The sequence below is a fragment of the Vibrio sp. OPT20 genome (genome assembly GCF_963889365.1).
Classification (GTDB): Bacteria; Pseudomonadota; Gammaproteobacteria; order Enterobacterales; family Vibrionaceae; genus Vibrio; species Vibrio splendidus.
In genome coordinates, this window is the sequence record NZ_CAWPOA010000058.1 from 733,701 (window position 1) to 744,905 (window position 11,205).

An 11,205-nucleotide genomic window follows, 5' to 3' on the forward strand; every position below is an offset into this window, starting at 1 on the left:
ATGCGATTCGTGAGGGCGCAGGACTGCGTGTTCGCCCAGTGATGATGACGGTACTTACTGTGATTATTGGCCTCATTCCAATTATGTATGGCGAGGGAACGGGCTCTGAAGTGATGCAGCGAATTGCTGCGCCGATGATAGGCGGAATGGCGTCGGCACTGTTGCTTACCCTACTGGTTTTGCCTGCAATCTTTAAGCTCTGGAAACAGCGTGAGATTACGCATAGCCAAAACGAGACAAACAAATAACGTATTGATTATTAGCCCTTACTTACCAATACAGAGTGGGTAAGGGCGTACCACATGAACATGTGAAACTAACAAATAAATAACTGAATTAATCTAAGGAACGATCATGAAAAAGACACTTATTGCGATTGCACTGATGTTAACTACTGCAACGGCTTTTGCTGAAATGGACCATTCAGCTGTTGACCATTCAAGTAAAGATCATTCAGGCATGGAACACTCAATGATGAAAAGTGGAGAGATGGATCATTCAAAAATGGATCACAGCATGATGAAGGATGGAAAGATGGACCATTCGATGATGAATATGGAAGGCATGTCTGAAGTGGGTATGCCTGCGACAGGCGCAAAGCCGGATAAAGTGGTTCATGTTCTGTTAAGTGACGATATGAAAATCACATTTAAGAACAAGGTTGATATTGAGCCGAACGACGTGGTGCAGTTCGTTGCAATGAACACAGGCAAGATTGATCATGAATTCTCGATTGGTTCTGCTTCAGAGCAGTTAGAGCATCGTGAAATGATGAAAAACATGGGTAATCACGCTCATGACTCGGGCAGCACAGTTACAGTTAAGCCGGGCAAAGCGAAACAGATACTTTGGCATTTCCATGGTGATAATAACGTAGAGTTCGCGTGCAATATTCCTGGTCACGCTGAAGCGGGTATGGTCAAAGCACTAACGCTATAAGGTGATACACAAGCCATATCTAGTTCAAAGGGATGAGTGCTAGGTATGGCTACCTTGTTTTAGTGCTATTTAGGTATTAGCTTTAAAAGACTATAGGAATAGGGGTTTAAGGATGAATAAGACAGTTCTAGTACTTGCAGTAACGGGTGCTTTAATAACGTGGTCGACCCACAGCATTGCTGCTAAACCTGAGTGGGCTGGTAAAGGTAAGCCCGATTTAGAAGAAGTAAAAACGCTCGCTGAGGCTAAAAAAGTTGAAGGCGAAATTGATGATCGTGAGAAGCAGCTTGATTCAATGATCGAAGAGAAAAATAAGAAAGCGAAAAAAAGTAAGAACAAAAAAGATAAGCAGAAATTAGATAAAGAACTCGACGATTTGGAAGACGAGAAAGAAGCCCTCGAAGAGAGTAAAGAGAAGCTCAAAGATAAGAAAGAAAAGCTTGAAGATGATATGGATAATGACGAAGAAAAGTCGGGATTAGAAAAGCAGAAAGACAAGAAAGCGGAGCAAGAGCGTAAAGAAGAAGGAAAAGGGTCAGAGAAAGGCCAACAGCAGCGTGAAGAAAACAGCAAAAAGTGGTGGAACTTCTGGGAGTAATGCGAGGGTCTTACATCACCAATTCATTTCAACCTATCAGCACAGCTTTGTGTGACCGCTAAGTCATTGGTTAAACATTGTGACCAGTTAAAGATAAGTCTCAACCTGTTCAGGAATGCATGAACTAACTTGTATTGGCTGAGGCTTATCTGTAGCTAGAATCACTGTAGCAAGATAGAAGTTTCAAGCAAGTGGTGTGCTTCGCCGCTCAGGTGCGGTAGCTCTGCCATGATCTTTTTAAACTTGTCGTCGATTGATTCTGCTTCATTAAGCGATCGAAAAGCCAGTACAGCCTGTTCAGGCTCGCTGTTCACATAACCTTTCAATGTATCTAGCTGAATTTTGTTCGCATTTTCGACTTTTGACAGTGCGACATTAATTGCATCGATATTAATTGTTAACTCATTGATTTTAAACATTTTTTATTATTTATGGGTTGTTGCTAATGCGCGCACATTAACACAACTGTTTTTTCGGATATTGACCAAGATTATTAAACCCGCACTTTTATGAAATCTGAGTTTAATTGAGAGGCACTAGCACAATATCGTTTTGTCTATCCATGCAATTGATTCATGAGCTTGTTCCTTAGTGTTAAACATCACAAGAAATCATAATATTTATTTTTACGAGTCTATTTTTTGCGAATGTTAACTCTCCATTATTGAATCTATTTCGCTAGTTTCCTTGGAGGTATGAAACATCTTTAAGGAATAATGATGAAAAAAGGAACGTTATCTCTCGCGATTGTCATGGTTTTATCTTCTGGAGCAATTTACGCAGAAGAACAGATTAGAAATAGTCACTTTAAAGGCAATATGGATGGTTGGTGGAATGCTGGCGCCAACATAGCAACAGAAAGTAATGAAGCGTGTATTGATATAAAAAACCCAGGAAAGAATTCTTGGGATGTCATTTTTGGCCACAGTGGCATTGGTTTAGAGCAAGCTCAAAGGTACCAAGTATCGTTCGATGCATATGCGAATATTGATACTGAGATGAAAGCCTTGATCCAACATGAAGGGCCTCCTTATACGCATTATTTCCTAAGTGACGTGGGTATATCAACAGACAAGCAAAGCTATACGTTTGATTTTGTACACGAACTTGATAGTGACGCCGATACAGAATTCCAGTTTCAATTAGGCGCACAGAAAACTGGTGTCATCTGTGTTGATAACGTTTCTGTTGTAGGTAAGCCATTTGTAAAAGTAGCGACTAAGATGCCTATTCGAGCTAACCAAGTTGGCTTCTTACCGAAATCAGATAAATATATCTTTGTTGAAAATACCTCGACGACACCTTTGAAATGGACATTAGTCTCTCAATCAGGGATCAGCCTCGACCTCGGTAAAACAGAAGTATTCGGTTTGAATAAAGCGTCGGGTGAGCACATTCACCGAGTTAACCTTTCAAAATATACAGACACGATGAGAGGTTTAACGGTTAAGGTCGACGACGATGTCAGCTATCCATTCGATATTCGAAATGATGTTTACAGTAAGTTGAAGCTCGATGCGTTGTCTTACTTCTATCAAAATCGCAGCGGCATTGAAATAAAGCCAGAGTTCGTTCAACGTGAAGATCTTGCGAGGCCCGGTGGCCACATGTCCGATACTGCAACCTGTTTTGATAAAGTTGATAGTTGGGGAAATAAATGGCCTGGCTGCGACCTGACTATTGATGCGACTGGTGGTTGGTATGATGCAGGCGATCATGGTAAATACACGGTGAACAGTGGCATCTCAACATGGACACTTCTGAACTTATACGAGCGAGGTAAGTTCTTAGAGAACAAATCACTTCCTTTTTCAGAGGGTAAAGTAAAAATCCCTGAAGCAACCAATGGCGTTAACCCGTTGTTGTCTGAAGCACGCTGGAACATAGAGTTCATGTTAGCCATGCAAGTTGACTCTGACACGCCTATCGCGGTTCCTGTTGGTAATCAGTCTGCGAGTAAACAGCTAAAACTTACCGAGATTAACGCGAGAGGGCTGGCATTCCACAAGATCGCAGATGAATCTTGGACTGGTATGCCATTACCGCCACATAAAGATACTCAGAAACGCTATGTTGGTTATCCGACGACAGCGGCCTCATTGAATTTGGCGGCAATCGGTGCTCAGTGCGCACGTATTTGGAAAGATATCGACAGTGATTTCTCACAGTTATGTTTGGATTCAGCGGTCAAAGCGTGGAACGCCGCAAATCAACATCAAGATATATATGCATACGATAACTTCACCGGTTCTGGGCCGTATGATGATATCGAATTGAGTGATGAGCGGTACTGGGCTGCGGCCGAGCTCTTTATCACAACCAATGATGAGGTTTATAAAAAAGTATTGATTGATTCTCCACACTATCTTGAAGTGCCGAAGGGGAACATCAATGCGGATGGTGATATGTATTGGCAGTATATAGCGCCTGCAGGCACCGTGAGTTTAGCCGTGGTACCTAATTCACTGGACAGCCAAGTTATTGAACAAGCACGTAAGAACATCATTAAAACGGCAGAATCTTATACCAAGCAAGTTGCCAATGAAGGCTATAACATTCCTTATACCGTCGAAGAGTATTCGTGGGGCTCAAACTCCAACCTTGTAAACCGAAGCATCTTTTTGATTTACGCTCACGATTTTTCTAATGATGTTCGATACATCAAAGCGGCCGCAAGTGCGATGGATTATGTCCTCGGAGGTAACCCGATGAATATCTCTTATGTTACTGGTTATGGAACGAAACCTGCAGAGAATCCTCATCATCGATTCTGGGCTTACGCTGCTGATGAAAGTTCACCTAAACCAGCACCGGGTGCGTTAATTGGAGGCCCAAATTCGGTAAGTTTTAGTGATCCTATTGCCGCTGTGATGAAAGGCAAGTGTGTTGGACAAACGTGTTACAGCGATAATATTGGAGCTTGGACGTTGAACGAGATAACCATCAACTGGAATGCGCCGCTACTATGGGTTACTTCTGCTTTAGATGAAGGGCAGCTTGATTGAGGTAATCAATTAAATTAAGAATATTCAAAGAGTAATATCATTTGGTATTGCTCTTTTTTAATACAAAAAATCACACAATGAAGTGCGTAGTTTTAATTGTTTTAGGTTTTGAAGCTAAGAGGAGATGGTGGATCTAAAGGGGTACTGTAACTAAAGAGAATTTGAAACTAAAAAGAAGTTGGAGCGTGCAGCGGGAATCGAACCCGCATCATCAGCTTGGAAGGCTGAGGTAATAGCCATTATACGATGCACGCACACTGTCTTAAGAGTAAGACTGAGGCATCAAGAAGACTGGAGCGTACAGCGGGAATCGAACCCGCATCATCAGCTTGGAAGGCTGAGGTAATAGCCATTATACGATGTACGCACATCGTCTTAACGAGTTTGATAATGCCACATCTAACTGAAAACGAAACCTTTTTCTTTCATTTTTATTCTAAGTGCTCGCATAACCACCACTCCGCTAGTTTTTCAATCATATCTGGCGTTATGAGAGTGAATAAAATGTGACTAAAATCTCGTTAAAAGGAGGGAGAGAAATAATAGTAAATGTCATGCCGTTTTTTTCGATAAATCCACCTTAATTTATAAACCCGCTTTGGTGGTGCTCAGTTGTCATAAATCTAATAAAAATTAAGGTATTTGGAGTGTTAACATAAACTGATTTTTATTCGTGTTTCGGCGTTCATTAATAACAATCTGAATGCATAAATTTAACTTATTAGCCGGTCAAAACATTCAGTAGACTAATCCCAAATGAGTAGAGTTATAGAGACTTCTAAGCCTTTGCAGAAAAAAGTAACGAGTTCAGTTGATAATTCACGCAAAAGCCTCGTCATTCCGTCTATCGTTTGGTACATTTGCCGCACATTTTGTCTCCCCTAAAATACCCATGCCTTCTCAGTTCCGAATTAACAAAATTGTTGAAATTGGTGATACTCTTCACCGCAGTGGTTGTGCTCCGTATAAGCTTGAAAAATATACACAATATTATGCTAAAAAGCATGGTGTGGATGTGATGATCCAAGCAACGCCAACCGCGATTAATTATCAGTTTCCAGACGATAATAACGCTGTGATTCTAAAGCGTCTAAAGCCTGCTTCAATTAACCTGAGTTTGTTGGCCAATACGATCATTCGTATTAACCAACCGAGCAGTGAGCCCGTACCAGAGCCTGTCGGTTACTCTAAATTTGTGACTGCACTAGCCAATATGGGGATTCCGCCTGCGTATTTGATGCTGGTGGGCAGTACGCTGGAAGCGGTGGGCTTTTCTGCGTTATTGGGTTTGATGGTGTGGATATGTCAGCAAGTTCTTCATTCACGTCGCGCTATCGCAGTTGAATTCATCTCGGCATTGTTAACGGGTATCTTTGTAGCGTTTTTGGCGAGCACAGGGTTGCCGATACCAGTGTGGGCGTTGTGTATCGCCTCGATCGTCTTGTTTGTCCCCGGTTTATCCATAGCCAACGCATTAGAATGTTTGGCGTTTAATGACTTGGTTTCTGGTACCAGCTTGCTAGGGCAGAGCGCCTTAACCCTGATTAAGCTGTTTGTCGGGATTATCATGGGGCTAAACATCGGTGAAGCGATATGGGGACAAGCGGTCTCCATCGACTATACCAATGCGGTACCTATGTGGATGCACATATCTGGCTTGGTGCTGATCTCCGTGTCTATCGGTGTAATGTTCAATGCTCGCCCTAAAGACATCTTACTTGGTTTACCAGTAGCGGTTCTCGGCATGTGGGGGCCGTTCTACCTCGGTTTTGATAGTGGTTGGGTTGTGGGCACTTGGGTAACCACGGTTCTTATTACTCTGTACGGAACTTGGATTGCTAAGAAGATGGAGCTCACGGGCTCTATTTATATCGTGCAAGGGATCATCATCTTGGTTCCGGGTAGCCGAGTATTAGTGAGTGCCAGCCAATCGGTGTTTGAACAATCGATTCTGCCTATCCCGAGTATTGGTTTGTCGGCGTTATTCATGTTCTCTGCAATCGTGGCAGGGCAAATCACCGCTTACTCGATTTATTCGCCAAAAGTAGAACGTTAATCCGTTCCGATTCCCAAGCCTTTAAACAAACACAGCTTAACGGCTGTGTTTGTTCGTTTTAGGTGCTGTTCTTTCTACGTTAAATTGCGCTACCGAAAATTGGTTCGATTTATGCTCGCTAAGCCTGACAAGAGCCATTAAAATGGAACAAATTCTATTTAAATGAAGTATTAACGTATGTCTTTACCTCCTTGTCCGCAATGCCAATCTGAATATGTCTACCCAGACCAAAACAACCTAATCTGCCCTGAGTGTGCCTATGAGTGGAATCCAGAAGAAGAGCGTTTAGAAAGAGAAGCCGCGCGTGTTAAGGACGTAAATGGCGTTGTATTGGAAAGTGGCGATAAAGTTACCTTCATTAAAGATCTAAAAATTAAAGGCAGTTCTAGCGTACTGAAAATCGGCACTAAAGCCGTGATTCGACGCATCAACGAAGGCAAAGATCACCAGCTAGATTGCAAGTTGGATGGTGGCGGTGAAATGTTGGTTACGGCGAAGTACGTTAAAAAGCAATAACCATTGTTTCAAATAATTGTCGTAAATCTTCAATAAGTTTAAGTGGCTTCTCGGCCATACTGATTCGCATATTAAACCGCAATAATTTCAGAGAATTAAGATGATCAGAGAATACCGCCCATCCGATATTGAATCCGTTTTAGACATTTGGTTAACCGCCTCGATCAAGGCGCATGATTTTGTGGCTCCTGAGTTCTGGGAGTCGCAAGTTGGTAATATGCGCGACCTATATATTCCTGCATCACAGACCTATGTGTACCAAGTCAATGGTGAGGTTCGTGGCTTCTATTCACTTTACGAAGAGATACTAGCGGCGATCTTTGTCAGTACAGAACATCAAGGCAGTGGTATTGGTAAGCAACTAATCCAACACGCGAAGCTTGAATGTCCGAACTTGTCTTTAAATGTATATAAAGAAAACCAAGCGACGATTCAGTTCTATTTGTCCCAAGGTTTTTCTATTGTGAGCGAACAATCTGATGAGCATGCCGGACACCAAGAATACACCATGCACTTAGCTTAGGCTTGATAGCTAACCCCGGAAGAAAAGTAACTAGGAATCAACATTATATGGACATGGTTAAAGCTGATCTTTCACATTCAACTGCCTTTCATCACTATGTGAATGCCTGTACTGAAGATGGGTTAGATATTTACACGGGCATTTCTGATGGCAGTGATGCCTATTTGGAAAGACGAATTGCTTATTCAAAAGGTGAGGGCTTGCCAGAAGGGTGGACGCCTGCTTCTACTTATTTTTGTTTCGAGTCTGGACGTATTCTTGGAGTGATAAGAGTTCGTCATGGCACCAGTCCGTACATTCACGATGTCATAGGACATATCGGCTACGAGACTTTGCCACAAGCGAGAGGGCGGGGTATCGCAAGTCATATGTTGTCTTGGGTTCAACGGCACGTATTGCCCGAAAGCGCTATTATTACGTGTGAGAGGGGCAATATAGCTTCGCAAAAGGTCATTGAGAAGTGCGGTGGACAATTCCTGAGTACCTTTTATTCAGAGCAAGATAAACACGAAGTCTTACGTTACCAACTAGAACCAAAATGAACATTTAAGCGTGGCATCTTTTGGTTTGATCGGGGTTACTATGTCCCGGTTTAAACGAAAATGAAGCCATAGCCAATTATTGTTGGAGGTATTTTGAAGTATTCAACAAGACCTGCTCAATCATCAGATTATGAATTTCTGTTCGAGCTTAAGAAGGCCGCTGAGTTTGAACCAATCAAGGCCGTATTTGGCTGGGATGAACAAATTCAACGAGATATACACGCCGAAGAGTGGGCAGAAGAACGCCCTGAAATCATTGAATATCAAGGTAAAGCGATTGGTAGTGTGTTGTTGCAAGACAAAGGCGAGCACTTCTATTTTTGCCGATTCTTCTTACTACCTGAGTATCATGGAAAGGGCATTGGCAGCCAAGTATTGAAAGATTGCTTAACTAAGGCTGACAGCCTCAATAAACCCGTCGAACTTTGTTACCTGCAAGGTAATCGAGTTGGGGATCTGTATCTAAGGTTTGGCTTCGAAATCACTTCGCAAAATGATCAGTTTGTCTATATGTGGCGTCAGTAATTCCAAGCATTAGTTATTAACCTCAACAGCACAGTTCGCCATTGAGGTTTTTTTGTTTTGGTTTTCAATTTAAGATTTAATCGCCAACAGTGCTCCGAAAGTCACTAAGCCAAATCCACACGCTTGATTGAGTCTTTTCTTTGCTCTCAATAGATGCTTTTGCAATGTACTCGAAGTAAACAGCATAGCGACAACGCCAAACCACAAGCCGTGAAGAACGATCATGTAAAGCCCATAGCCGAGTGCGACATGTTGGTTCTCTGCATCAGGTGAGATGACTTGGCTGAAGATGCTCAAGAAGAACAACATGGTTTTTGGGTTGAGCACGTTACATAAAAAACCTTGGGCTAAATAGCGCCAAACACTGGTGATTTGCTTTGCATCTTCCATAGGTGCAAGCTTGTTGTCCGCACTCAAGATACCTTTTAGTCCTAGATAGATAAGGTAGGCTGCACCTGCGTATCTGATCATGTCAAACAGCTGTTCATTCTGTGAGATTAAGTAACTGATCCCAAGCATTGAATAACTGATGTGAACACAAATGGCTAAACTCACACCTATTGCAGTCCAAATCCCTGCTTGTCTTCCTTGATTGACACTGTTTTTCAAAACTAAAACGAAATCAGCGCCTGGGCTAATAACAATCAATAGTCCCAATACTGCTAGGCTTAACCACTCCATAATGATTCCAACTCTTTATATTTGATGAGCCAGCATTGTATGGTTTTTTATTGCTGCCTATAATCGAAATGAATTCCACCTATCTGTGAGAAAACATCACACATGAGACATTTGAAAGCATTTCATATTTTCCACGTAGCAGCGCATTCGAGCAGTTACAGTGATGCGGCGGATAAACTCAATATCACACATGGCGCAGTGAGTAAGCAGATCAAGGTATTGGAAAATCACTTATCCCAAGTTTTGTTCTACAAACAGGGTAGGAATGTATATCTCACCAAAGAGGGGGAACTACTCAAAGGTTACACAGAGCAAGCGTTCCAAGCCTTGGAGACTGGAGTCCATAAGCTTAATCAGCTGAATCATCAAGCGTTGGAAGTCTCATGCGAACCCACATTGACCATGCGTTGGTTAATGCCTCGACTCGGTGATTTCTATAACGAATCCGGAATTGATGTTCGCTTGTCTACCGCAGGTGGGCCTGTGACATTAGGCGCAACTGGATTAGATATGGCAATTCGCCGAGACGACTTCAACGTAACCGAGCACTACAAACAGATTCCGTTAGTCGAAGAATGGGTTGGCCCTGTGTTCTCGCCTGATTATTGGCAACAGGTCAAAGACAAGCTAGCCGATGTGAAATTATTGCACAGCAGCACGCGACTAAACGCTTGGAGCCACTGGGCATCCATCACCAAAGATAGTGAATTTGATAGCCGAATGGTGTCGCAAGCTATTTCAAGCCAGACATTTGCACACTTCTATTTTTGCTTTCAAGCGGCCGTTGATGGGCTAGGAGCAGCTCTTGGTTCTTATCCATTAGTGGTTGATGATTTGAACAGAGGCAACTTAATCGCACCGTTTGGCTTTGTACCTTCCGGTCATCAGTACATATTGCTCACACAAGATGACAACTGCGATGAGCCAGAAAGTCCGTTTGTGGTTTGGCTGAAGAATGAGTTATCGCAGTGTGTTCCAACCTTATAGGAACGATAGCCTCCGACCTAGAAGTTGGCTTGTCTTATGTCAGACTCTAGTTCGTTTTGGATACAAAGTTTTTGGCAAGTTCATGGGGCGGAACACCAAAAGTTTTCTTAAAGGCGCTGGTGAAGTTAGAAGGGTGCTGATAACCCGCTTCATATGCCGCTTCGGTTATTGAAACCAAGCCACGCTCTAAGTGTTGGCGCGCGATATCCAGACGTCGGTACCTGATATAGCCGTTAATAGTCAGGTTGTAAGATTGCTTAAATCGACGCTGAAGATTGGAAATGCTCATCGAGAACTTACTCGCGATGCTTTCAAGGCTGAGTTGTTGATCTAGGTTGATTTCAATGTAGCTGATGATGTCTTCAATCTTGGCATCGAAACTCTTTGATGTACTGGCCATATCAAGGTTTACACTCGAGTTTGTATTGTGTGAGGCGATGACTGGATCTGTGCTCTCTGTATTTGTGAGGTCATCATCGGAAGTACATAGCTGACAACATTGAATCGGCATCTGCGACAGGGTTTGAGCGAGCAATTGTTGGGTGAGCGTTTCGACTACTAACTTGTCTTGGAAGTTGGTTGGTGTGGCTTGGATGGTAAGTGCGTTCGTGAGTTGAATGATGTCAGCGTTAATCTTTACGTTGTAAAACGCTTTGTGTGAATCTAGGAATGATTTGCTAGAACAGTGGTCACTTAAACGAGGCTCGACCCATTGCGGCTTAACCAAGATGTTGATCTTATTTATCTTATTACCTTGGATTAAAGAGCGCCTAAAGTTGGCAGGCTTGGCAAGGTTAACCACCACACCTTGTGGGCCAGAGTTGGCATCGAGA

The 11,205-nt window shown here is 42.7% G+C and carries 13 protein-coding genes and 2 tRNA genes; 10 read left to right on the forward strand and 5 right to left on the reverse strand.

The genetic code is table 11. From position 1 onward, the window contains the following. The 3 genes from AACR09_RS15265 to AACR09_RS15275 all read left to right on the forward strand — a co-directional run. Positions 1–248, forward strand: a 248-nt coding sequence (locus AACR09_RS15265; protein WP_228010655.1) for an efflux RND transporter permease subunit, incomplete at its 5' end; no start/stop codon positions are given. Positions 249–354: 106 nt separating this feature from the next. After that, positions 355–939, forward strand: coding sequence for a copper-resistant cuproprotein CopI (gene copI / locus AACR09_RS15270; protein ID WP_193835322.1), 585 nt, complete (start codon positions 355–357; stop codon positions 937–939). A 112-nt stretch (positions 940–1,051) separates the two neighbouring features. Then, positions 1,052–1,537 (forward strand): hypothetical protein, encoded by a 486-nt coding sequence (locus AACR09_RS15275; RefSeq protein WP_004731489.1) that lies wholly within the window; start codon positions 1,052–1,054, stop codon positions 1,535–1,537. A gap of 161 nt (positions 1,538–1,698) precedes the next feature. On the opposite strand, the gene AACR09_RS15280 is transcribed toward AACR09_RS15275, so the two are convergent. Next, complete coding sequence (locus AACR09_RS15280) at positions 1,699–1,956, reverse strand: hypothetical protein (protein ID WP_193835323.1); 258 nt, start codon at positions 1,954–1,956, stop codon at positions 1,699–1,701. Positions 1,957–2,256: 300 nt separating this feature from the next. On the opposite strand from AACR09_RS15280, the gene AACR09_RS15285 reads away from it, so the two are divergent. Further along, positions 2,257–4,542, forward strand: coding sequence for a glycoside hydrolase family 9 protein (locus AACR09_RS15285; RefSeq protein WP_193835324.1), 2,286 nt, complete (start codon positions 2,257–2,259; stop codon positions 4,540–4,542). Positions 4,543–4,721: 179 nt separating this feature from the next. Here the strand turns inward: AACR09_RS15285 and AACR09_RS15290 are convergent. Continuing rightward, positions 4,722–4,796 (reverse strand) — tRNA-Gly (locus AACR09_RS15290). Between the two features lie 38 nt (positions 4,797–4,834). After that, positions 4,835–4,909, reverse strand: a tRNA-Gly gene (locus AACR09_RS15295). Between the two features lie 525 nt (positions 4,910–5,434). On the opposite strand from AACR09_RS15295, the gene AACR09_RS15300 reads away from it, so the two are divergent. The 5 genes from AACR09_RS15300 to AACR09_RS15320 all read left to right on the forward strand — a co-directional run bounded on the left by AACR09_RS15300 (position 5,435) and on the right by AACR09_RS15320 (position 8,704). Continuing rightward, on the forward strand, positions 5,435–6,598 hold the full coding sequence (locus AACR09_RS15300) for a threonine/serine exporter family protein (RefSeq protein ID WP_193835380.1): 1,164 nt from the start codon (positions 5,435–5,437) through the stop codon (positions 6,596–6,598). 177 nt (positions 6,599–6,775) lie between these two features. Beyond that, complete coding sequence (locus AACR09_RS15305; protein ID WP_004731484.1) at positions 6,776–7,114, forward strand: zinc ribbon domain-containing protein YjdM; 339 nt, start codon at positions 6,776–6,778, stop codon at positions 7,112–7,114. A gap of 100 nt (positions 7,115–7,214) precedes the next feature. Next, positions 7,215–7,637: an N-acetyltransferase gene (locus AACR09_RS15310; protein WP_193835325.1), complete on the forward strand. Its 423-nt coding sequence runs from the start codon at positions 7,215–7,217 to the stop codon at positions 7,635–7,637. Positions 7,638–7,684: 47 nt separating this feature from the next. Further along, entirely contained in the window at positions 7,685–8,179 is a 495-nt protein-coding gene (locus AACR09_RS15315; RefSeq protein ID WP_102461894.1) for a GNAT family N-acetyltransferase, read from the forward strand. Between the two features lie 93 nt (positions 8,180–8,272). Beyond that, positions 8,273–8,704: a GNAT family N-acetyltransferase gene (locus tag AACR09_RS15320; protein WP_004731480.1), complete on the forward strand. Its 432-nt coding sequence runs from the start codon at positions 8,273–8,275 to the stop codon at positions 8,702–8,704. A 69-nt stretch (positions 8,705–8,773) separates the two neighbouring features. Here AACR09_RS15320 and AACR09_RS15325 read toward each other — a convergent pair whose 3' ends face one another. After that, complete coding sequence (locus AACR09_RS15325; protein WP_102461893.1) at positions 8,774–9,385, reverse strand: LysE family translocator; 612 nt, start codon at positions 9,383–9,385, stop codon at positions 8,774–8,776. 102 nt (positions 9,386–9,487) lie between these two features. On the opposite strand from AACR09_RS15325, the gene AACR09_RS15330 reads away from it, so the two are divergent. Continuing rightward, positions 9,488–10,372: a LysR family transcriptional regulator gene (locus AACR09_RS15330; RefSeq protein WP_102461892.1), complete on the forward strand. Its 885-nt coding sequence runs from the start codon at positions 9,488–9,490 to the stop codon at positions 10,370–10,372. A 46-nt stretch (positions 10,373–10,418) separates the two neighbouring features. On the opposite strand, the gene AACR09_RS15335 is transcribed toward AACR09_RS15330, so the two are convergent. Further along, positions 10,419–11,205, reverse strand: a 787-nt coding sequence (locus tag AACR09_RS15335; RefSeq protein ID WP_228010656.1) for an AraC family transcriptional regulator, incomplete at its 5' end; no start/stop codon positions are given.